Here is a 25,113-nt window from a genome sequence, read left to right as displayed (position 1 = left end):
TAAATAATGAACTGTGTCTATTTTTTATAAAAGTAAATCTAATATATAGTGATTATTTAACCAATACGGTTTTCTGTAATTCCATTAAATAAGTGATATTTATGAATTTTAATACCGACTTTGTCATCAATTTTTACGTTATTATCTTTTGAAGTAGTAATTACAAAGTTATTATTTGGGGTTAGCTCACAAGTTATTTGTTTATTCATTCCTAATAGTTCAGTATTAATTACACTAGCAATTATATTTGCAGTTTTATCAGTTTTTTTAACTAGCTGAGCATCTTCACTTCTAATACCTAAATATAATTTAGTTACTTCTTCTTTTTTAATTAGTTGTAATTCTTCATCAGATAATTCAACTTTATAATTATTGATATTTGAAATAAAGTAATTGTTTTCAAGCTTACCTTCTAAAACGTTCATTGTAGGAGTTCCAATAAACTTAGCAACAAATAAGTTATTAGGTTTATTATAAAATTCTTCTGGTTTTCCTACTTGCTGAATAACTTGATTATTCATTAGAACAATTTTAGTAGCCATTGTCATAGCTTCTAATTGGTCATGAGTAACATAAATTGTTGTTGTTCCTAAAATTCTATGAATTGAAACTAATTCAGTTCTCATTGATTCTCTTAGCTTTGCATCTAGATTTGACAAAGGTTCATCCATTAAAAACAATTTGGGTTTTCTAACAATTGCTCTTCCTAAAGCTACACGTTGTTGTTGACCTCCAGATAATTCTTTTGGTTTTTTAAATAAATATTTTTCGATATTTAGTAACTTAGCAGCCCCTCTAACTCTATGATTGATAATTTCTTTTTTTTCTTTTTTCATTTCTAAACCAAAAGCCAGGTTTTTATAAACATTATAGTGAGGATATAAAGCATAACTTTGAAATACCATGGCAATATCACGATCTTTTGGTAAAAGGTTATTAACTTTAACTCCATCAAATAATAGATCACCTTTAGTGATTGAATTTAATCCAGCTATGATTCTTAATAAAGTAGTTTTACCACATCCAGATGGACCTAGAATTACACAAAAGTCATTATCATTAATTGTTAAATCAATATTTTCTAATGTATAAAACGAGTTACCTTCATATTTTTTTGATATATTTCTTAATTCAACTTTCATACTAACCTTTTACTCCTCCAGATAATCCACCTGTAATATTTCCCTGCAACATGATAAATAGTGTACTAATAGGAACTGCAACAAGTAGTGAACCTGCTGCAAATGCTCCTTGAGCAATTTCTCCAGATCTATTTAATAAGCTGTTTAATCCAGTAGCCATTGTTCAGTCTCTTTGATTATCTAATAGTAATTGTGGTAATAAAACATCACCAAATGGTCCTATAAATGATCATAAAGCAATAACTGAAAGCATTGGTTTTGCTAGTGGGAAGATAATTTTAGTAAACACTTGTCAAATACTGCATCCATCTATTTTTGCAGCATCATCAATGTCAGTTGAAATATTATCTAAATATCCTTTTAAAACAAAGACATTTCCAGGAATACCTCCACCAACATAAATTAGAATTAACATGATTTGACCAGTAATATGAACCGTTTCTTGTAATAATTGGAACATTACATAAAACACAATGAAACTTGAAACAGTAGGGATCATTTGAATTAACATAACAGTCATTAAACTAATTCTTTTTCCTTTGAATCTAAATCTTGAAAAAGCATATCCAACCATAGCTGTGATTAATACCATAAAAATCATAGTAATAGTAGCTATTACTAGTGAGTTTAATAACCAATATCCAAAGAATGTACGTTCAAATAAATAACTAAAGTTAGCAAAACTGAATGCAAATCTCTTAAAGTCAAATCTACCAAGTGTTCCTAATTTTCCAGCAGTTGAAGTTGATGCATTAGCTGAATACCAGTTAAATGCTTGTAAAACAACTTGAGTAATTGGCACTATTATGATTAAAGCTCATGCAATTAGAACTAGATAAATAAATGCTAGTCCAATTTTTCCATAAATACTCAGTGGTGGTTTATCTGATAAATAAAGTTTTCCAAATGTTTCTGTTAAAAATCTTACATATTTAACATAAGCATTGTTTTTTTCTTTTTTAAGTTCTTGTTCTATAATAAAGATTAACTCATTTTGATATTGTGATATTTCATTGTAGCTAACTAAATCTTTACTTAATAATGAGTCTGACTTTTTAATTGATTCTCAGACAAATATTTCATTTTTTAAAATTTCATAAATTGTAGCTGATTGAATAATTTTAGTATTTAAGTTTAATTCTTTATATACAGCAGTATTAATAGCTACAACTTTAGATCAATTCTTATAGCGATCTAATTGATCAATTTTTGTTTTTTTAAAAAACTCATTTTCTAGTTGTTCTTGACTTAAAATGATTTTTTCAATTTTCTTAGCAAATGATTCAGAAATTTCATAAGCTGTTTTTAAAATTAATAATTCAAATAATTCTTTTGCTTTATTAAAGTTTATTTTAGTATCTTTGTTTTTTAAAGCATATAAATAAGCTAAACTAGATAATTTAATAATGTATAAGTGATTGTAATATTTATTAAAGTTTAAATGTTTTGATCTAAAATAAGTTTCACTTAAACTAGCTTGAAAATCGATTAAATCCTTTTCTTTAAAAATTAACTTAGCAAATTTTAAACTTTCAGCATCGATTTTGTAGCTTTTATTATTAATTTTTAATGTGTTATAGTGAACAAATTTTTCGTTATGTTCTTCTTTTTTAGTTTCAGATTTATCTAAAACTTTAGGATTAGTTAATAAACGTAGTTCTTTTGCAAGTCTTTCATTTATTTCTTCACTACAATACAATCTAAATTTTTCTTTAGATTTTCTATTTTCAACAAGTTTTTCTCATCAACTTTTTTTATGAGTATCAACTTGATAAGTTAAAGATTTTTTTAAAGCTAAAATTATAGTTTCTTGAATAGTGATGTTTTCAACATTATTATTAACTAATTCATTAAATGCTTGTTCTAATAAATCATTAATTTTATTAAAAGCATAGTCTTCTGATAGATGTTCATGTTGAATAATATTTAATGAAACAAAGTCCATAGCTTCTTTGTGAGTCTCATAGGTTAATAAAAACTCACTAGCTAAGATTTTTCCTAATTTTTCAAGATTGATTTTTTTAAAATAAATTACAATAATAGCATCTATTTTTTTTCAACTATTTAAAAATTCGTATAATTCTAAATTTTTAAAATCAAAGTGATCAAAATCTTTTAAAGATCTTTGTTTTTCATAAACATTAATTTCATTAATAATTTCTTTTTCAACATACTTATTTTCGATGATTTGATTCATTGTTTTATTAGCAGTAGATGTATTGAAATTATTTTTATCATTAAATGTTGAAAAACTATTTGCTACTAATAGTAATAATAAACCTTCAATTAACTTAGAATCAGTTGTAAATTTTTTATAAATATCTACAATGTTTCCAACTATATAATTACTTTTAATAAATAATTGATAATCTTTTATTTTATTTGTGCTTTTAATTGCTTCATCTTCTAATAATTTAGTTTTAATAATATTTCAGTTATTAGATTTTTTAAAATTAGAAAAGTCATATTTTTCTACAGGTTTTAATAAACTAGAAAATACTAAAGCTTTTTGATCAACATTTTGTTTTACTTCTGTTTTCATAGCTATTTTACTCCTTAGTTTTTAAATGCTTTCATTTTTCTAAATCCATTAGCTGAAGTACCAACAACAATAAATGATGAAACAATAATAAATGAAGCAGCAATACCATAAGTATATCTATCAGGGTGAGTAGATAATTTGAACACAAATGAAATTAAAATATCTGTAATTCCTGGTTGACCTGGGTAAGGTTCACCTTTTGCATTTAAAGCTTGTGGGTTAGCACCAAATAGATAAATAATTCCAAAGTTACCAAAGTTAAAGACAAATTGTCCAACTAATAAAGGAGCTACTTGAGTAAGAATTAATGGTAAAGTAATTCTTGTTAATTGTTTTCATTTAGATGCTCCATCAATTGTTGATGAGTTATATAAATCTTTAGATATACCTTGTAAAACTCCAGTAATTAATAAGAACATATATGAATGTCCTAATCAAGTTTGAAGTAGAATTAAAACAATACGGGCTTGTGTTTGTTGAGAAGTTCAACCACTTACTCCAATCCATTTATAAGTAAAGTTATTAAATTCAATGCTTGATAGTAAAATAGCAAACACCATTATCATAATAAATGCAGGAACAGCTCAAGGTAAAATGTAAATTAATCTAAAAATACGTTTTCCTTTTAATCTTTCATTATTTACTAATAAAGCAAATAATGAACCAACAACAATAACTGATATAGTAGTAGCAATAACTCAAGTAAATGTTCAACCTATAACATATAAAAATGATGGGAAGTATTCTCCTCCAAAAATAGATTTAAAGTTATCAAAACCAACTCATTTAATAATTTGTCCTGGTCGTCCTGGGTCGTTTCCTTTTCCATAGTTAGTAAAGGCAATTAAAATAGTTGAAATGATTGGAACTAGTACTATAAACATAATTCCTATAATCGCTGGAATTGATAAAATATAAGGAATTCCATGTGATTTTAAGAATTTTCTAGTTTGACTAAAAGTACTTGCACGTGAACCTATTCGCATTTTTTTTGCATTATTTTTTGAATCCATTCACGTTGAAAAGATACTAATACAAATCCAAAAGGCAATTATTAATGAAATTATTCCTTCAATTAAATAAAAACGTCCATCACCATCAGGATTATCTGCTCCAAAATCAATTAGTCCTAATAAACCATTACCTCCAACATTACCAATACCAAAAGCATATGCTCCAAATATAGCAAACAATGGTAATGTTAAAAACATCACTATTGCTTTTTTATATTGACCATTAATTAGTGGACCTACTCCTGGAATTCAACCAAATATAATACTTAATACTTGTTTTCAAACAGGATATTCAATTGGTAAGTTATTTTTAATATTTTCTATTTCTGAAGTGTATTCTAATCTATTTTTATTTTTTTCAACTTTGTAATTATGTTTTAAGTTTTTTCAATTATCTTTAGCTTTTTTAACAGCATTATCTGATTTAATTTCTTTAATATTTTGTTTATGTTCTAATTTAAGGTTTTTCTTTTCACTTTTTGTTGTAGCAAATTCTAATTGAGTTTTAAAATCTTCATTAGCTTGTATAATAACTTTTTTAGTTAATTCATCATGTTGCTTTTTATTTTTTAAAATTTCAACATAATCTTGTTTAGCTTTGTTAATTTTATCTATAAAATCAGAATCTATTTGTTGTTTTTTAATTAAGAACTTTTCTTTAGCTTTAGCATTTAAACTAGCAACTTCTCAATCATAGTTATATTCAATTCCTTGTTGATAGATTTCACTAGTTCTTTTAGCTTTTGTAATTGGATCTAAATTTTTAATTTCATTTAGTTCTTTTTTGATTTTTTGACTAACAGCATTTTTTTCTTCTATAAAAGTAGTTGCATTTTTATTGTGTGATTTGATATGAAATGTATAATCGTTAGTACTAAATAACAAACGTAATTCTTGTACTTTTCTTTTTGCAATCTTATAAGTAGTAGAAATAAATTTCTTTTTGTATTTATAAGTAAAATCATTTAAAAACTTTAGATAAGCTACATAATAACTATTAGCTTTTGTTTTTAAGTTTTTAATTTCTTGATTTCTTGCATCATAAATAATTTGGCTTAATTGTAAACGTGCTTTGATTTTAAACATATCTTGAATATAATCTTCATCTTTATTAACAAAACTTTGTTCAATAGCTTTAATATCAAAAACAAATTTATTATCAGATGTTTTATTTAAATACATTGCAAAATTTTCTTTTAATTTGGCATACATATTGTTATGTATATTGTTTTTAGCAAATTCTAAAAAGATTTTTGCAAGTTCTTTATTTGAAAAAGTATAAGAACTATTAGTTACATTTTTTTGTGTTTGATCTAATTCTTCAAATTCTTTTTCAAAATCAGAGTATTTAACTTTTTTTAATTCATTAAAAACTTCTTCTTTAGTTTTTAAGCTTTTATAAAACTCTATATGATTCATATTAACCTCACTTTCTAAAATCTATATTCTCTTTTTTTCATTTTTTGATAACGCAAACTTCTTTTTAATTCAGAAATATCTTTTATTATGAAATAAAAACTTATAATCACTAGTACAAATAAAACAATACTGATTATGCTTGGATAAGTTATTTTTTTAGTTAATATTAGTTCTCCAAAAGCAAAACCAAATCAAATAATAAGCCATAGACCAATATAAACATAACCAACTGTTATTCTATTCATAGCTAGTGTTGTATAAATTGCAAAAATAATTACAAGTACAACATTTAAAAGATATCTAATCATTCAGATTTTTAAAAAATAAGCATGTGGATTTTTTAAAGCTTCTTTAGATAAATTTTGCTGTTTTACAACAATTAATCTATAATCAATTAACATTGCAGTACTTAACATTACTACAAATACTAAACAAATAGCTAAAATAAAATAAACGTTGTATTTTTTAATGTTTGTTTTGTGTCCAAAAGCTTGTTGAAAGTCCATTTGTACCTCTTGTTTTAAAAACTACCAATTTTAAAATTGGTAGTATTATTAATTAATTAAATTATATTAAACTAATATTTATTAGTGGAATTTGTATTGAGATTTTTCTCTCTTATAAGTTGATCTAAAAATTTCTGAGAATTTTTGTTTCATTCCTTCATTTTGTTTCTTATTAAAAGTTGAACCAAACGCAGTTCCATAAGCTCCTCAATAAATACCAAACATTTCATTATCAGCTCTTGGTGCTACATCAGCATCTTTTCCAGTTTTTTCATAACCTTTAACAATGCTTTCATAAGCTTGACCAATTATTTTTCTGTTTTCTTTTTCAGCCTCTAGTTCTTCTTTTGTTTTTTTAACACCTTTTTCATTTAGCTCTGGGATATTGATTCCTTCTTTTAATTCTTTAACTAAATTATCAGCAACATCTTTATAAGCACTAATTTTTCCATCAACAAACGCCATTTCAGTAGCATATTCTTTTTTAGAAATTTCTTTTATAAATTCAAGCGCTGCTGAAGTTTTATCCATTTCCTCACCCTTATTATTTTTTAGTTTTGTGTTTGAAATAGATGATTTAATACCTCAACCATATCCACCAGCAAAACCAGTTAGTTTACTATCACCGTTAAAAGTAATATCTCCAATTGAAGCAAATCCAAACTTAGCATTCTTGTTTTTAACAGCTTTTTTCATAGTTTCAAGTTTTGAACTTACTTCTCAAGGGCCAACTAAAGTCATTGCTGTTGTTCCATCTCTTAAAGCATCATCTAAAATTTGACCAATTTGTCCGGCCGCACCACCATAAATTTGATTAATGTGTCCACCTAATGATTTAACATAATTAACTATAGTTTCAGTTGTTTTATCAAAGTCATTTTTGAATTTATCGTTTTCTCAAATTGAATCAAAATCATCAATATTTGTTGTGTTTATAGGTTTACCTTTTTTAACTCAAACCATTCCTAAAGATGATTTTTCATCCTTTTCAGCTGATATTTCATCAGATTTTTTATTTATAATAGAGTTTAAAAACATACCTCCATGGAAAGAACCACCTGCATCAATATAAGCTAATGGGGCACCTTTATTAATATCAGTAACATTTTCAACATCTTTAGGGTTTGCAAATTTATAACTATTAGTTTGTACTTGATTTAATTTAATCAAGTTTTCAATATTTGCTTTTGGCTTATCCTTAAGTTTTCCATTAGCTGGATCTTTTTCTCCATATTTTTCTAAGGTTCCATTTTTGTTTAATTTATCTACTTCAGAACCTACCAAATATGAATATTCTTTACCATCAGAACCCTTTTCTTTTTTAATTCCTAATCTGTCTTCATTAAATATTCAAACCATATTTTCAATTGACATAGGAATCATTCCAAATTGACGCTTACCTTTAATATCTGTACCTATAGCTGTTTTTCAAGAGTTTTCATTTTTAGTTATTTCAATTCCGTCAACTCCTGATTTATTTTCAACAGCTTGTAAACCAAAGCGTTCACTAGCTTCTTTATCACTAGCTATACTCTTTTTAATATACTCAGTTAAATCTTTTAAGGTATTTTGATTTAAATATTGAGGGAAACGATCTAAAGGAACAGCAAAGACATCTGAAACTCCTTTATCTCTAACTCCTCTTGAATCAATTAATCCTTTTTCTGCAAAAATATCGATTTGTTTTAATTTAACTCTTCACTTATATCCTTGTTCTTCAAATTTTTTATTGACTTTATCAGCAGCTTTTTGATAAATTGGCATTCATTTATCATTTGCTTGAACAACTATATCTGTATTATTACGTGTTTTACATGCTAACACAGTTAAAGCAGATCCACCAACAACAACTAAACTAGTTAACATTGTTAATATTTTTTTCATAATTTATCATCTCTTTTAATAAGTTAATTTATCTCTATTGGAATATAATGCATAAAATATCTCGATTTTGCATTATTCATTTTTATTTTAATATTTATGAGAAATTCATTTTTAAACACTTGTTAAACAAAACCCATATCTTGTCTATACAACAATTGATTTTAGCTAAGTAAATAAGGGACTTTTTAAAATTTTACTAGTCTAAAAACCATTAAATTATTGCTCAAAATAAGATAAAAAAATTCAAGTTTTTATTACTTGAATTTTTGTATAAATTTAATTTTTAAAAGTTTTATTTTATTAATTAATGGAATTTATATTGTGATTTTTGTTTTTTATAGGTTGTTCTGAAAATATCAGCAAATTTCTCTTTCATTCCTTTATTTTGTTTTTTGTTAAATGTTGAACCAAAAGCAGTTGTATAAGCTTCTCAATAAATACCAAATAACTCATTATCAGCTCTTGGTGCTACATCAGCATCTTTTCCAGTTTTTTCATACCCATCAATAATACTTTGATAAGCTTCACCAATTATTTGTCTATTTTCTTTTTCAGCTTTAAGCTCTTCATCTGTTTTTTTCTTACCTTTTTCATTAAGTGATGGTATGTTATTTCCTTGTTTTAATTCTTTAACTAAAAAATCAGCAATATCACTATAAGCACTAATTTTTCCATCAACAAAGGCCATTTCAGTAGCATAGTCTTTTTTAGAAATTTCTTTTATAAACTCAATAGCTGCTGAAGTTTTATCCATTTCTTCACCTTTATTATTTTTTAATTTTGTGTTTGAAATAGATGATTTAATACCTCAACCATATCCTCCAGCAAATCCAGTTAATTTATTTTTACCTTTATTAAAACTAATATCTCCAATTGAAGCAAATCCAAATTTATGTCCCTTATTTTTAGGAACTTTTCTCATAGTTTCAAGTTTTGAACTTACTTCTCAAGGACCAACTAAAGTCATTGCTGTTGTTCCATCTCTTAAAGCATCATCTAAAATTTGACTAATTTGACCAGCAGCTCCCCCATAAATTTCAGTAATATGTCCACCTAATGATTTAACATAATCAACAATAGTTTGAGTTGTTTGATTAAAATCATCTTTAAACATATCATTTTCTCAAATTGAATCAAAATCATTAATGTTTGTTGAGTTTAAAGATTTATTTTTATTAACTCAAACCATTCCTAAAGATGAATTATCAGCTTTTAATTTACTAATATCATCAGCTCTTTTATTTAAAATAGAATTTAAAAACATTCCACCTTGAAATGAAGCACCAGCATCAACAAATGCTAAAGGAGCACCTTTATTAACGTTTTGTTTATCTTCAATTTCATTTAGATTTTCAAATTTATAATTATTAGTTTGAGCTTTATTTAAAATAATTAAATTTTCAATACTTGCTTTTGGTTTTCCTGATAGTTTTTTACCAGAAGGTTCTTTTTCTTCATATTTTTCTAATTGGTTTTCAACTTTTTTAAGTTCAGAACCAACTAAATATGCATATAATTTATTATCATCACCTTTTTCTTTTTTAATTCCTAATCTATTTTCATCAAATAATCAAATCATATTTTCAATAGACATAGGAATCATTCCATATAAACGATTACCTTTTAAATCACTACCTAAAACTGATTTTCAAGTATTAACATTTTTTTCTAACTTAATAGCATCAACTCCAGATTTACTATTATCGATTTTTATTCCAAAACGATCTTCATCTTCTTTAGTTTTTATTAAATCTTTTTTAATATATTCGGTTAGATCTTTTAAAGTATTTTGATTTATATACTGAGGATAGCGATCTAGTGGAATTGCAAAAATATCTGAAATTCCTTTATCTCTAACTCCTCTTCCATCAATTAATTTCTTTTCATCAAATAACCCAATTTCTTTTAATTTAACTCTTCACTTATATCCTTGTTCTTCAAATCTTTTATTTACCTTATTAGCAGCTTGTTGATAAATTGGAACTCATTTATCATTTGCTTGAACAACTATATCAGTGTTGTTAGTTGTTTTACATGCTAACACTGTTAAAGCAGATCCACCAACAACTACTAAACTAGTTAACATTGTTAATATTTTTTTCATAATTTATCATCTCTTTTAAAGTTTTAATTTATCTCATTTGTGTATATAATGCATATGATTTTTTCATATAGTCACTATTCATTTTTATTTTATTCTTTATGCTAATTTCTTTGTAAAAGCATATCTAACAAACTTACTATCTTGTCTATACAATAATTAGCATTAATTGATAAATAAACCTATACAATATATAAAAAAGAATTAATATTAATTAGGTATATTAGTAATTAGGTATATTAGTTTTTAAAAAGGAGAAATGATGGTAAATATAGAGCGTGCAGCTATTTTACATATACCAAAATCTAACATGGCCTATTGTTATGATAAAGACAGAATTCATATCGTTTTAAGAGCTAAAAAAAATAACTTAAAAGAAGTGATTTTTCATTGCAGTGAGCCTTTTGAACCAAAAGTTGTAGTTGAAACAAATAACTATGATTTAAACTTAGAAAAAACAGCTATGAGAAAGGTTGGATCAACTGAAATTTATGATTATTGATTTATTTCAGTTAAACCACCATTTAAACGTTTATCTTATTATTTTGAACTAGCTAGTGAAAATGAAAGAATCTATTATAGTCAAAAAGGGTTTTATCCACTTGAAAAAATAAAAATTGCACAAGCTAGTCAGTTTAGTTTTCCTTGAATGAATGAAATTGATATTTTTAATGTTCCAACTTGAGTAAAAGACACAATTTGATATCAAATTTTTCCAGAAAGATTTGCTAATGGAAATCCTGAAATTTCACCAAAAAATGTTTTAGCTTGAAATTCAGATGCTCCAGCTGCAGATAATTTTTTTGGAGGAGATCTACAAGGAATTATTGATCATTTAGATCATTTAGTTGAACTTGGTGTTAATGGATTATATTTATGTCCAATTTTTAAAGCAAGAACAAATCATAAATATGATACTATTGACTATTTTGAAATTGATCCACATTTTGGAGATAAAAAAACTTTTAAAAAGCTAGTCGAAGAATGCCATAAAAGAAATATTAAAGTAATGCTAGACGCTGTATTTAATCATTTTGGATATTGACATCCTTACTGACAAGATGTTTTAAAAAACCAAGAAAAATCAAAATATAAAGATTGATTCTATATTAACAAATTTCCTGTACAAAAATTAGATGAAAATCTAACTGAAAATACTAGTTTAGATTTAAACTATTACACATTTGCATTTACTGGATATATGCCAAAAGTAAATACAAGTAACCCTGAAGTTAAAAAATACCTTTTAGAAGTTGCTAGATATTGAGTTGAAGAATTTAATATTGATGCATGAAGATTAGATGTTGCTAATGAAATTGATCATCATTTTTGAAGAGAATTTAGACAAGTTGTAAATCAAAAAAAACGTACTTATATTCTTGGAGAAGTTTGAAGTGATTCTAATCCTTGATTAAAAGGTGATCAGTTTGATGGAGTTATGAACTATGTTCTAACAAGACAAATTATTGATTTTGTAGCAACTAGAGAAATTGATGTTAGAAGATTTAAAAATCGTGTTACAAACGTTATCTTTTTATATCAAAAAAACATTTGACCTGGAATGTTTAACTGTTTAGCAAGTCATGATACAGCTAGATTACTAACATTATGTGAAAATAATCCAAATAGATTAAAATTAGCTTATTCTATTTTATTTACTTTATCTGGTTCTCCAAGCATTTATTATGGTGATGAAATTGGATTAGATGGTGCTCATGATCCAGGTTGTAGAAAATGTATGATTTGAGATAAATCTCAATGAAATTTAGATATTTTTAATCATTTAAAAAATCTAATTAAAGTAAGAAAAGCTCATCCAACTATTGGATCTTATGGATTTTTAGAATTTAAATCATATGATGAAGAAAAACAATATTTAGAATATATTAAAACTGATACTAAAACTCATTATTTAATCTTAGTTAATAATAGTGATAATCAAATAGAAGTTGAGCATGCTGATTTAATTAATAACACTGAATTATTAACTAATGAAAAACAAACTAGTTCTAAAGTTGTTTTAAAACCATTATCTATGAAAATATTTAAACTAAAAAAAGCATCTTAGATGCTTTTTTTAGTTGTATGCACAATATTTTTTAATTACTAAAGAATAATATTTATTATTATTTAAAACTTAATTTAGAATTTTTATGTAATTAATTGCAAGGAGAGTTATGAAAGTAATAGATAGAGTTGCTATTCATCACCAACAAAGATCTAATATGGCATATTGTTATGATAAAGACTATATTCATATTATTTTAAGAACAAAAAAAGATGATTTAAAAAAAGTAGTTATTCATCATGGAGATCCTTTTTTACGTGGACATTATTTACTAGGTAATGATTATATTGACTTAAAACCAAAAGAAATGACTAAAAGTGGATCAACTAAGTTATATGATTATTGATTTGTTGAAGTAAAACCCGAATTTAAACGCCTAACTTATTTTTTTGAATTATTTGGAATAGAAGATGATCATTGTTATTTTGGTGAAAAAGGCTTTTATGAAACTGATGATTTTAAAATGATAAATACTGGAGGTTGAGGGTTTAATTATGCTTGAATGAATCCAAATGATGTTTATCAAGCTCCAGATTGAATAAATGATACTATTTGATATCAAATTTTTCCTGAAAGATTTGCTAATGGAAATAAAAATAACGATCCAAAAAACACTTTAGCTTGAAATTCTACTGATCCTAGTTTTGATTCTTATTTTGGAGGAGATCTACAAGGAATTATTGATCATTTAGATCATTTAGTTGAACTTGGTGTTAATGGATTATATTTATGTCCAATTTTTAAAGCAAAAAGCAATCATAAATATGACACAATAGATTATTTACAAATCGATCCTAACTTTGGAGATAAAAAAACTTTTAAAAAACTAGTTGAAGAATGCCATAAAAGAAATATTAAGATTATGTTAGATGCTGTATTTAATCACGCTGGGTATTGAAACAAATTCTGACAAGATGTTTTAAAAAACCAAGAAAACTCAAAATATAAAGACTGATTTTATATAAATAAATTCCCTTTACAAGAACAAATAGTTGATAAAAATAATAACAAAAAAACAGTTAATAATTACTATACTTTTGCATTTCATGAAGTAATGCCAAAAATTAATACAACTAATAAAGAAGCTAAAAAATACTTATTAAAAGTTGCTAATTATTGAATCAAAGAATTTGATATTGATGCGTGAAGATTAGATGCAGCAAATGAAGTTGATCACGAGTTTTGAAGAGATTTTAGAAAAACAGTTAATAAAAATAAACCAATTTATATACTTGGTGAAATTTGAGGTTATGCTCATCCTTGATTAAAAGGTGATCAATTTGATGGAGTAACTAATTATATGATTACAAGTCCAATTTGTGAACTTGTAACAAAATGAATTAAACCATCTAAGTTTAATGACAAAACTACTGAGGTTTTAAATAATTATCCTAGAAATGTTTTTAAAGGGATGCTAAATTGTTTAACAAGTCATGATACTACTAGATTATTAACTTTATGTAATAATGATGTTAGAAAATTTAAACTAGCTTATTCACTAGTGTTTATGTTAGCTGGAGCACCAAGCATTTATTATGGTGATGAAATTGGTTTAGATGGAGCTCATGATCCTTTAAATAGAAAATGTATGAACTGAAACAAAGATCAGTGAAATCATGAAATCTTTAATTATTTAAAAAAACTAATTCAAATTAGAAAAGAAAATCCAGTTTTAGGATCTTATGGAACTTTAAAATACACATTAACTGATGATGATAAAAACTATTTAGAATTTATTAAATATGATGATAATAATACTTATTTAATTTTAGTTAATAATAGTGATGATAAATTAGAAATTAAAAAAGAAGAATTAGTTAATAATATTGATTTAATTTCAAATCAAATTCAAACTAATAAAACTATTAGTTTAGATCCAATTTCTATGAAGGTGTTTAAAATAAAATAATGAAATTTAAAGGTGTTATTTTTGATTTAGATGGAGTAATTACAGATACTGCACCATTACATTTTTTAGCATGATCTCAAGCTGTTAAAACTATTGGAATTAGTAGTTTAGATAAATCTTTTTTAGATAAATTAAGAGGAATTAGCAGAAAAGAATCATTAGAAATAATTTCAGATTTTTATAATCTAAAATTAACTACTAATCAATTTAATAACTTATTAGAACAAAAAAATTTACTATATAAAAAGACATTACAAAGTATTGATAAAAGTTGAATATTACCTGGAATAATTGATTTTATTAAAGATTTAAAAAAGCATAATATTAAAATTTGTTTAGGTAGTTCTAGTTTTAATGCAAAAGATATTTTAACTAAATTAGAACTAATCAATGATTTTGATTATTTAGTTAACCCAAATGAAATTAAAAACTCAAAACCAGCTAGTGATATCTTTTTAAAAGCTAGTGAATTATTGGGTTTAGATGTAAAAGAGTGTGTTGTTATTGAAGATGCCATTGCTGGAGTTAAAGCAAGTCATAATGCTAATATTTTTTGTATAGGTATTAATGTTGATGCTGATATTAAATTAGAATCAACAGCTGATTTATCAATTAATTTATTAAAATAAACTTATATTTATTGAAAGAACTCTAGTTTTTTAACTAGAGTTTTTATATCTTGATAAAGTTATATTATTATGTTATATTATTGTGTTGCAATATAAAATAAGGAAAAAATATGAGAAAGTTTAACAAATTATTTTTAGCATTTTTACCAATTTCAAGTCTTAGTGTTTTTGGTGTAGTTTCATGTACAACAAATAATAAAAATAATAAACCGGATAAAATTCCACAACTACCAAATAGTAAAAAACCAGATAATAGACCTGAATCAGCTAACAAAACAGAAAATAAAAAGCCAACTGAAGGTTCAAATAGTGAAAAACAACCAGAAATTGAACCTATTCCTGGTGACCCAGAAACTGTACCAGATAATTCTAATAATCCTAAACAACCTGAAAATAATGATAATTCAGATTCAAATAATAATTACAATAATCCAAATAATGAAGAACCACAATCAGATGAACAAAATGATTCTAAAAATAGAGTTGATTTCCTAGATATAGAAAAAATAAATAAAAAAATAGACTTTAAATACATTACAACCTATAATAAAACTGCAAATGCTGCTTGAGTTCAAATAAAAAGTAGGGGGCAAAATATATTTAAAGAGGTTATATTCAATAAAAATAAAGAAATTTTAGAGACATATCAAATTGAATTTGATAGTGAGTCTTTGCCTGAAATAATTGATGAAAAAGGAATAATTAACAAAGTTAAAATTAAGTTCACTAAATTTAATGAGTCTAAAATTTTTATATTCAGTTTTATTGGTTTTAAAAAAGAAGCTAAAAGTGAAAAAGACAACAAAAGTAAAAAGAATGAATACATAAAGGTCAAGGATAAAATAAATGAAAAAATAAAAGGCTTATATCCTTCTCTTGTTGCTTATATGCTTTTATATGTAGAGGATCAAAATAAATATAACAAAGACATAAAACAATCTGGCAATGTCATTAATTTCCAAGATCTAGAAAATAAAAATGATTCTTTATTTAGTAGTGATTTTCCTGGGTTTAGCATTGGAACAAAAGAATTATTGTTTGAATACAAAGAAGAGTATAGACAAATTTATAAGGACGAAATAATAAGTGCTGCATATGATGATCTTAATGGAATATTGCAACTAGAAGTACAGATTAGAAATACTGATGATCATACAAACGATAAAGGCGATCCATTAATAACTAAAAAATTTAAATTAGAAGGATTTAGAAAAGTTGATATAAAAAATGAAAATAACAACGTAATTTTTGTAGATTTATTAAAAAATGATTTCAAAGAAATAGTAAATAAGGGAAGTCTTACAAAAATAGTAAAACAATTTATTACATATGGTGCATATAACAAAAAAATAGGTCTAGGCAATTCTAATCAAACTAGAATTAAGAATGAATTATTTAAAAAACTAATAGTAAATATAAACGATAAAAGTAATATTTATAGAACAACTCAAACACTAAGTCTAGATAGAAATAATGGAAAAAAATATAAATCTATACTTGGCTTAAAAAATAATATGTCTTTATATCCTTTTCATACAAGAGTCAATAAAGATTCAATTAAAAATATTTATTTAACAATAACAAATGAGAATGGAATAAAGGAAGCAAAAATTGAATTTGAACTTTACTTATCTGTATACGCATCAACTTTTACTGATTTGACCGATAATACTTATGCTAGCGAAAAAGATATTAAACTAACAATCACTCAAACCGCACAAATTAATCAATAAAAAATAAGAGACTTTAGTCTCTTATTTTTTTAAACTTCTTTTCCTTCTAATAATAAATTTAAATAATGACCTAAACCACCTTCATCATTAGTATAATGAGTAATACCCTTAGCTATGAATTTTAAATTATTTACACCATTTTTCATAGCAATTGAACAACCAACTGTTTTTAACATTTCATAGTCATTTAATTGATCTCCAAATGCTATTACATCTCTTATATCTTTATTATAATATTGAGCTAAAAAAATACTTGCAAAACCTTTATCAGCATTTTTATTAGTTAAAGTAATTACTGGTTTTGTTTTACTTGTAGTTATTCCATATAAAATATCGCTTTGAATTTTAATTGCATCTTGATATTTTGTTAAAACTCTAATTACTTCGTCTTTGTGCTTATCTGATTTTAATTTTAAAACTAAATTATTACTTGGTGATTTTCAATCTGTATATGGTGAAGCTTTAATAAATTGAAAGTCTTTTGAATTTTCAACTTTATTTAGATGAAAAAAATCTTCTAATTCTTTATCAGTTTTTCATAATAAAGACTTATCATAATATTCAATTAAAATATTTTCAACATTGTTTTTAATAACTGGTTCATTAATAATTTGTTTAATTATTTCATAATTAATTGGTAGAACTACTCTTTTCATTAATTTATTATTTGGATCATGAATATGTGCACCATCAAAATTAGCTAATAAAGTAGTTAGCTTTAATTCTTTATAAATATGTTCAACTGCTCTAAAAGGTCTTCCAGTAACTATACAAACAATATGTCCATTTTTTTGAGCATCAAGTATAGCTTTTTTTGTTATTTTATGAATTTGATCATTTTGATTAGTTAAAGTAGTTCCATCTAAATCTATTAAAATTAAGCGTTTTAAATTTAAGTCTTTTAACTTCATAATAAAACCTCTTATCTATAGTAGTACTTATTATTAATTTTAATTTATTATTTAGATAAATAAAAATTAGCTAATTTTTAGTTAATTAAATTTAAAATAAACTGTGAAAAATAGGGTTCGAATAAAAAAGGTGGAAATACACCTTAATTATTCGTAGGTATTTTTATGATAAAATTATAATGAACAAAAAAAGTGGAAATACAACTTAATTATTTTAATAGGTGTAAATGTTATGAAAAATATGATAATACCTCGAGATTTTTATTTAAATCAGCTTTTAGATAAAAAAGATAATGGCAGAGTAAAAGTTATAACAGGTATAAGAAGATGTGGAAAATCAGAACTATTATTTACTTTATACAAGGACTATTTATTATCTACAGGGGTTAAAAAAAAGCAAATTATTGCTTTACAACTCGATGGAGATGAAAACATTAAATATAGAGATCCTTTAGCATTAGGTAGTTATATAAGAAAGCAAATAAAAAGTAAAAGTAAAAGATATTATGTTTTTATTGATGAAATTCAATTTTGTTATGCAGTATTTAATCCTTATATAAAAGAAACAGAACCAAGCATTACTTTTATTGATACTGTTTTAGGGTTAATGAAAATACCAAATATTGATTTATATATTACTGGGAGCAATTCAAAAATGTTATCAAGTGAAATTCTTACTCAATTTAGTGATAGAGGAGATCAAATTCATGTTCAGCCATTTTCATTTAGTGAAATCTATCATTTATTTGATAATACACAAGATGCATTAACTCATTATTTAAACTATGGTGGAATGCCTGAAATTTACAAATTAAAAACTGAAGAGCAAAAAGTTCAGCATTTAAAACAACTTTTTAAAACAACTTATATAAGAGATGTACTTTTAAAATATGATATTAAAAATGAAGAACAAATATTAGATAAACTATTAGATTTTGTATCATCAGTTGTAGGTTCTTTAGTTAGTTTTAATAATTTATCAAAACAATTTGCAGCAAATGATCAAATAAAAATATCACCTAATACTATTCAAAAATATTTAAGTTATTTTGAAGAATCTTTTGTTTTATCTAATGCTAGAAGATATGACATAAAAGGTTCAGAATATTTTAGAAGTCCATCTAAATACTATTTTGCAGATATTGGTTTGAGAAACGCTAGATTAAATTTTAGACAAATTGAAGATAATCATTTAACAGAAAATGTTATTTATAACGAGTTAATAAAAAGAGGGTATAATGTGGATGTTGGAATGGTAGAATATGAAGTTAATAAGGCAAATACTAGACAAAAAAGACAAGCTGAAGTTGATTTTGTTGCTAATTTAGGTCATAAAAGATATTACATTCAATATGCAGATAACATTAATACTAGAGAAAAAAGAGAACAAGAAACTAATTCTTTATTAAGAATTAAAGATAATTTTAAAAAGATAGTTGTTGTTAAAGACAATATTATTGCAAAACATGATGATAATGGAATACTTTATTTAGGTTTAAAACAATTCTTATTAGAACCAAATGCAATTGATATTTAAAAGATAGGTAAATCCTATCTTTTTATTTAATATTTATATAAAGCATTACATTATTTTTATTAAATATTATTATTCAATTACAAGGTTTAAAATTATGTAAATAAATAGAGATTATTATTTAAATAAATTAATCAGTAAGAAAAATAATAACAAAATAAAAGTAATAATTGGAATAAAAAATGTCGGTAAGTCTTGTTTACTTTTTAATATTTATAAAAATACTAATTGTTTATGATGATATTGAACCTAAATATGATGAAAACGGAATTTTATATATAGGTTTAAAACAATTCTTATTAGATGAAAATATTATAGATTTTTAATAAAAAAACAGCTTTAAGCTGTTTTTTTGTTTATTCATCTAATGTCTTTAAAAGTTCTTCAAAACTTGAATAGTATTTAGTATTTGGATCTTTTAAAGTTCTTCAGCTTCTTTAATAGTTTGTAATGTATCTTCATTAAATTCTAGTTCAAAAGGCAAATGATTTTGTTTAATTGTAGCTTTAAAAAATAAAGTTATCGCTTGAGTTGGAGTTAAACCAAATTGTTTAAATATAGTTTCAGCTTGCTGTTTTAGATTTTTATTAATCTTTATATTAAAACTCATTTTCATTTTAATCACCTAAAATATGTATATCATATTAAATTTATATGCTCGATAATTAATAATAATATTTTTACTGTTCTTAAATTTCTATTTTGATAAAAAAGCATTACCTTGAGGTATTGCTTATAAAATTATTTATTTAGTTTTTTGTTTTTTTCATACTCTTTTTTTCATTCTTCTCTTCAATTTCCTTTAAATTGATCAAAGTAGATATTTTTATTTGATTTTTGATCAAAAGTTTTTGGATATACAGATCTATAACCATTTAAAGTTTCTTTGTCAAAATTTTCTTTTTGTTTTTTAAATTGTTCTTTTGTAACAATTTTGTCAAACATTCTAACTCCAACTAATCTTCTTGCATGAGAACCTGTTGGTCAAGTTGGTTTTGAAAATTCATCAAGATAAGAAATTATTGGTAATGTGTCTGCTTGATGAGTATGAGTAGGAATAATAATGGCTGATGATAAAGTATAGAAGTTTTCTAGTTGAGCTAGTCTAGTATATCTTTTATATATATCAACTTCATTTTCATCAATTTCTGTTAATTCGTTAGTGAAGAATTGTAAAGCATCTTTTAATTCTTTAAATGCTTTTTCTGAAGTTTCATCACTTTTCTTTAAGGTTAATTTAATACCTTTTTTATTTGAACCATTTGTAGAATTTAATTCAGATCCATTAAATAGTTTTTTTCAACCTTGAATATGTTCATAAACACCACCATATTTTAAAGTTGCTAAATAGTTAGTTGGATCATCATAATCTGGAGATCATCCAAATGCACCTAGACCAAATTTACTATCTCTTCTTTGTTTTAGATATGCAGATTGATCAATTGGTTTATCTATATCAAATACAAACGGAGAATCAATATCGCCATTTCCTTTATTTCTAACTAAATAGTTAAATGCTCCAAATAGACGTTGAATTTTAATTTTAAAATCATCTGCTCCTGTTGGATCTAATAAGAAAGGAATAGTGATAGGCTTGTTACTTGTAATACCTGAAGTATTTTTTAAGTCTTCTTTTACTTGTCTTTTTAACAGATTTATTTTTTTATATAAAGTAGATAACTTTGAATCTTGATTTTGATAATCTTTTTTAGGATCAAAGTCCTTGTCATAAACTCCGATTAGGCTACCAAATTCTTTTGCTAACTCTGGATTTTTAAATTCAACTTTGCTAGGGTCTCTTTTTAAATCAAAAGTACCATCATCATTGCCATTTTGTGATTGTAATTGATCTTCTTTTAAGAATGCAGTAAATGCCAGTAAATCATTTTCTAAAAATGCATCATTACCTTCACTATATACACTTACTTTTTCAGTATTCTTTAAATCTTTTTTATCTTTTACCTTACCAAAACGATTTGCTCAACTGGTTAATCTACTTTCCTCATATAAGTTATGTTTTTGTAACACTTTAATCATTCAATCACTTCATGATTGTTCTTCTGTAGAAGTAGATGAAGTTCCGGAACCACTAGGTGTTGCTCTTCTTGTTCTTGCTGGAGTAGAAGATACGCTATTAGTATTATTTAGTTTTTTATTATTATCATCATATTTAGTTATGTCATAATAATTTTTTGCTAAAAAATCAGCATAATCAGCAACTGTTTGTTTAGAATTTTTATCTAATACTTTCTTTTCTTTGTCTTCATAAGTTGAAACATACTTACTTGTAAAAGTATTTCTTAATTGTGAGCTTACAGGATGATTATTACCATCTTTAGCTTCTGAGAAAAACTTAGCATATAAAGATCTATTTAAAACAAATCTAGTCATTATCCTTAAAGATTTTAAAGCAATAGCTCTATTTAAAATGCTATCTTCTTCAGGTGTTCTAACTCTTCTTTTTGTTGGAACTAAGCTACCTTCTTGATCAAGTTTAATATCATCATAAATACTTGTTTCTTTAGTATTAAAGTTAAATCCAAATGCTCAAGTAGTTGTTGGTTTTTGTTTTAAAACATTAGTTCCTTCAAATACAGGATTACTTTCGTCTGTACCAACATATTTTTTATAACCAGCTAAATCGTTTGCATTAATTCTAGTTGAAGAAACATCGCCAGTTTCAAATAAAAATCTTCTAGTTGCAGCATCAGCTTTATTAACATAACTATAAAGAATTTTTTCAATATGAACATTTTCTTTATTGTAATAAAATTCATTTTTAGTTAAATTTAAATTTGAACCTGGGAAATAGTCTTGAATAACATAAGGTCCTGAATATCATAAACCATTATATCCAGATTTACTTGCTAAAGGTTTACCATAGTTAGTTCCAGCATAAATATTAGATTCTTGTCCACTATCTTTAGCATAAAGAAGTGCAATTTCAGGAATAGGAGCAAAAGCTAAATAAGAAATTACTGATTCAAAATATGATATTTTTTTAGATAAATGAAAACCTATATCAAAAATACTTGAATCTAATCCATTTGAATTATCGTTTTTTTCTTTAGACTTACCATTATCAACAATTTTTCCTTCTTCAAATGATTTTTTAGCTAATTGCTTTGTTGACATTGATAAATCTAAAGCTAAATTTTTAGCTTTTTCTTCATCTGTTGGTTCAATATTGAACGCTAAAATAGCTCTATCAATTCAATAGCTTGATCTTAATTCATTTGTTCTTAAATCACCAGGAAGATCTTTATTAAAACGAGAATCATATAACTTATCAGGTTTTGCTTGTCCGCTACTTTTATCATATTTTGGATCAGATAATTTATTTATAAAATCCATCAATTGGGGGACATGTTTAAATTTGGTTAGGAAGTGCTCAGTAGTTAATGCTAGGTTATTTTTATTTAAAACATATCTAAAAGTATTAAAAAGATCTTGACCTGTGATTAAATCGCCTTTAACTTGCTTACCATTTTCAATTTTAGTTCAATAAGCATTTTTTCTAAGTCTAAATTTTCAATAATCACTATCTTTATTATGATCTCAATATTCAGCTAAAGCTCCTTCATAATGATCGTGATTATTAACTGCTAATAATACATCTTGTAAATTAGCAATAATATCAGCATCATTTGAAGTATTGTTTGTTGCTGAGTTTAAATTAGCTAAAGAATAGTTAGTAAGTTCACGTAAAACTTTAGTGTTAGAATTTTTTCTATTTAAAATTTTATCTAAACTAATTCCAACTGAACAACTTACAGCTGAAGCTGCAGCAGTAGCTATTATAGAACCTAGCAATGTCATACCTAAGACTTTTTTCATAAAACTTCCTCCTTTCTTATTTATTTTTTAATTGTTCTTTATAAGCTTTGATTTGTTTTTTATAAGCTTTGATTTCTCTTTCATTAGCATAAACAAAGTGATTTTTAGAAACTTCTACTCATTTTGGAAAATCAACTAAATAATCATGATGTTCAACTTCTGGTTGATAAACAAAGTGAACTTTTTTACTTTCTTGAATTGGATCTGGTAAAGGAATAGCACTTAATAATGATCTAGTATAAGGATGTAGTGGTAAATCAAATAACTCATTAGATTCAGCTAATTCAACAATATCACCACGATAAATAACAGCAATTCTATCTGTTGCAAATCTTACAACTGATAAATCGTGAGCAATAAAAATATAAGTTAAATCAAATTGTTTTTGAAATTTAGCTAATAAGTTCATAATTTGAGCTCTAATTGAAACATCTAAAGCTGAAATTGGTTCATCAGCTACAACAAATTTAGGTTTCATAATTAAAGCTCTTGCAATACCAATTCTTTGACGTTGACCACCAGAAAACTCATGAGGATATCTTGATAAGTGTTCAGGTAATAATCCAACAGTTTCTAATAATTGGTTAATTAAAAATCTCTTGATATCTTTTTTATCAATTTCTGAGATTTCAGCTATTTTATTTTCTGGATTTTTTTGATTAAATCATTGTTGATATGCTTTTTTAACTTCATCATTTGAATAAAGTTCAGGAAAGTTATCTAAACCTTCTTTAATGATTTCTTCAACAGCCATTCTTTCATTTAATGATGAACTTGGATCTTGAAAGATCATTTGCATGTCTTTTTTATTTTCTTTTAGTTCTTTTTTATTTGGTGATTTAAAAATTTCAGCAGTTTTTAAATTATCATAAAAATCACTATTTTCAACAGTTTGTATAACTGATTGATATTCTTCAGCTAGTTCAGTTTTATTATTTAAATTTAAATAGTCAATTCTTTGTTTTAATTTTTTTAAATAATAACTGTTTTTGTATTTTGGACAAGTTAAAGCTAAGTTCATTAATTGATCATGACTAGCATCTTCAAGTTTAGGAGTAATTAGTTTTTGACTTTTAATAACTAATTTTAATCTTGAACCCATTTCATCGAAAAACTTAGTTACTGAAGTATATTTACCTTCATTAACATTATTTCTAATAGCTAGCATTTCTTGTAAAGTATTATAAATAGTATTTTCTAAATCTTTAACTTTTAAAATTGAATCATGAACAAAGTCTTGATATTTGTTAATTGCATCTTGTAATTCTACTTTAACACTTGTATGTTTTGAAATGTTTTTAGTAATTCTTGCTGCTTTTTCTTGTAATCTAATAATTTTTAATAAACGTTTTAAATTATCAGTAATTGCTTGAATAACAATTGATAAATTAGCATTCTTTTTAACACTTACTAATTTAGTTGTATTTAAATTAACCCCTTCTTTAATAATTCTTGACTTACCATCTTCATAATCTTTTAATTCTTGAGTTTTAAAGTCAAAAAACTTAGATTGAACATATTTATAATAAACTCTTTTAAATTCATTAGAATAATCATTTAAACTAAGTGAAGTAGTTAATTGGTTTTGTTGCATGATATATAAGTGTCTTGCAATTTTTTGATTAATTTTATAAACATCAGGAGATTTACCTCTTAATAGTTTATTTTCAAAATAAATTGCTCCATCACTTACTGGTTGAATTCCAATAATTGCTCTTCCAATTGTAGTTTTACCAGATCCAGATTCACCAACTAATCCAAAAGTTTCACCTTTATAAACATCAAAAGTTACTCCTTTAACAGCTTTTAATTTATTTCTACCGTTTCCAAATTCAATCAAAAGGTCTCGAACTTTTAAAATTGCTTCATTTTTCTTTTTTATCAT

Annotated in this window: 16 protein-coding genes; 6 read left to right on the top strand and 10 right to left on the bottom strand. The window is 24.8% G+C overall.

Annotation, left to right across the window (positions count from 1 at the left end):
• Nucleotides 1-56 precede the first annotated feature (56 nt).
• The 6 genes from MSB_RS01115 to MSB_RS01090 form a co-directional block, all read right to left on the bottom strand.
• The gene (locus MSB_RS01115) at nt 57-1,142 is read right to left on the bottom strand and encodes an ABC transporter ATP-binding protein (protein WP_013447543.1); all 1,086 of its coding nucleotides are present in this window, start codon (nt 1,140-1,142) and stop codon (nt 57-59) included.
• Between the two features lies 1 nt (nt 1,143).
• Nucleotides 1,144-3,684, bottom strand: a complete 2,541-nt coding sequence (locus MSB_RS01110; protein WP_013447542.1) for a sugar ABC transporter permease — start codon at nt 3,682-3,684, stop codon at nt 1,144-1,146.
• Nucleotides 3,685-3,698: 14 nt separating this feature from the next.
• Nucleotides 3,699-6,116: a carbohydrate ABC transporter permease gene (locus MSB_RS01105; RefSeq protein ID WP_013447541.1), complete on the bottom strand. Its 2,418-nt coding sequence runs from the start codon at nt 6,114-6,116 to the stop codon at nt 3,699-3,701.
• A 14-nt stretch (nt 6,117-6,130) separates the two neighbouring features.
• Complete coding sequence (locus tag MSB_RS01100) at nt 6,131-6,622, bottom strand: hypothetical protein (RefSeq protein ID WP_013447540.1); 492 nt, start codon at nt 6,620-6,622, stop codon at nt 6,131-6,133.
• A gap of 81 nt (nt 6,623-6,703) precedes the next feature.
• Complete coding sequence (locus MSB_RS01095; protein WP_013447539.1) at nt 6,704-8,506, bottom strand: hypothetical protein; 1,803 nt, start codon at nt 8,504-8,506, stop codon at nt 6,704-6,706.
• Nucleotides 8,507-8,810: 304 nt separating this feature from the next.
• Nucleotides 8,811-10,610 (bottom strand): hypothetical protein, encoded by a 1,800-nt coding sequence (locus MSB_RS01090; RefSeq protein WP_013447538.1) that lies wholly within the window; start codon nt 10,608-10,610, stop codon nt 8,811-8,813.
• A 259-nt stretch (nt 10,611-10,869) separates the two neighbouring features.
• Here MSB_RS01090 and MSB_RS01085 point away from each other — a divergent pair, with 259 nt between their 5' ends.
• The 4 genes from MSB_RS01085 to MSB_RS01070 all read left to right on the top strand — a co-directional run bounded on the left by MSB_RS01085 (nt 10,870) and on the right by MSB_RS01070 (nt 16,946).
• The gene (locus MSB_RS01085; RefSeq protein WP_013447537.1) at nt 10,870-12,675 is read left to right on the top strand and encodes a glycoside hydrolase family 13 protein; all 1,806 of its coding nucleotides are present in this window, start codon (nt 10,870-10,872) and stop codon (nt 12,673-12,675) included.
• 109 nt (nt 12,676-12,784) lie between these two features.
• A complete protein-coding gene (locus MSB_RS01080) occupies nt 12,785-14,584 on the top strand; it encodes a glycoside hydrolase family 13 protein (RefSeq protein WP_013447536.1) in 1,800 nt (599 codons plus the stop codon).
• A complete protein-coding gene (pgmB, locus tag MSB_RS01075; protein WP_013447535.1) occupies nt 14,584-15,213 on the top strand; it encodes a beta-phosphoglucomutase in 630 nt (209 codons plus the stop codon). Before MSB_RS01080 ends, pgmB begins: the two co-directional genes overlap by 1 nt.
• A 110-nt stretch (nt 15,214-15,323) precedes the next feature.
• Nucleotides 15,324-16,946: an LppA family lipoprotein gene (locus MSB_RS01070; protein WP_013447534.1), complete on the top strand. Its 1,623-nt coding sequence runs from the start codon at nt 15,324-15,326 to the stop codon at nt 16,944-16,946.
• A gap of 29 nt (nt 16,947-16,975) precedes the next feature.
• Here MSB_RS01070 and MSB_RS01065 read toward each other — a convergent pair whose 3' ends face one another.
• Nucleotides 16,976-17,857, bottom strand: a complete 882-nt coding sequence (locus MSB_RS01065) for a Cof-type HAD-IIB family hydrolase (RefSeq protein WP_013447533.1) — start codon at nt 17,855-17,857, stop codon at nt 16,976-16,978.
• 232 nt (nt 17,858-18,089) lie between these two features.
• Between MSB_RS01065 and MSB_RS01060 the strand changes: the two genes are divergently transcribed.
• Nucleotides 18,090-19,394 (top strand): ATP-binding protein, encoded by a 1,305-nt coding sequence (locus tag MSB_RS01060; protein ID WP_013447532.1) that lies wholly within the window; start codon nt 18,090-18,092, stop codon nt 19,392-19,394.
• 179 nt (nt 19,395-19,573) lie between these two features.
• Nucleotides 19,574-19,717, top strand: a complete 144-nt coding sequence (locus MSB_RS01055) for a hypothetical protein (RefSeq protein ID WP_013447531.1) — start codon at nt 19,574-19,576, stop codon at nt 19,715-19,717.
• A gap of 92 nt (nt 19,718-19,809) precedes the next feature.
• Here the strand turns inward: MSB_RS01055 and MSB_RS01050 are convergent, their stop codons facing one another.
• The 3 genes from MSB_RS01050 to MSB_RS01040 form a co-directional block, all read right to left on the bottom strand.
• Nucleotides 19,810-20,007 (bottom strand): type II toxin-antitoxin system RelB/DinJ family antitoxin, encoded by a 198-nt coding sequence (locus tag MSB_RS01050; RefSeq protein ID WP_013447530.1) that lies wholly within the window; start codon nt 20,005-20,007, stop codon nt 19,810-19,812.
• A 125-nt stretch (nt 20,008-20,132) separates the two neighbouring features.
• Complete coding sequence (oppA, locus tag MSB_RS01045) at nt 20,133-23,228, bottom strand: oligopeptide ABC transporter substrate-binding protein OppA (RefSeq protein WP_013447529.1); 3,096 nt, start codon at nt 23,226-23,228, stop codon at nt 20,133-20,135.
• Nucleotides 23,229-23,244: 16 nt separating this feature from the next.
• Nucleotides 23,245-25,113, bottom strand: a complete 1,869-nt coding sequence (locus tag MSB_RS01040) for an ATP-binding cassette domain-containing protein (protein ID WP_013447528.1) — start codon at nt 25,111-25,113, stop codon at nt 23,245-23,247.

It is taken from the genome of Mycoplasma leachii PG50 (genome assembly GCF_000183365.1).
Classification (GTDB): Bacteria; Bacillota_I; Bacilli_A; order Mycoplasmatales; family Mycoplasmataceae; genus Mycoplasma; species Mycoplasma leachii.
This window is presented reverse-complemented; position numbering and strand designations above follow the sequence as displayed.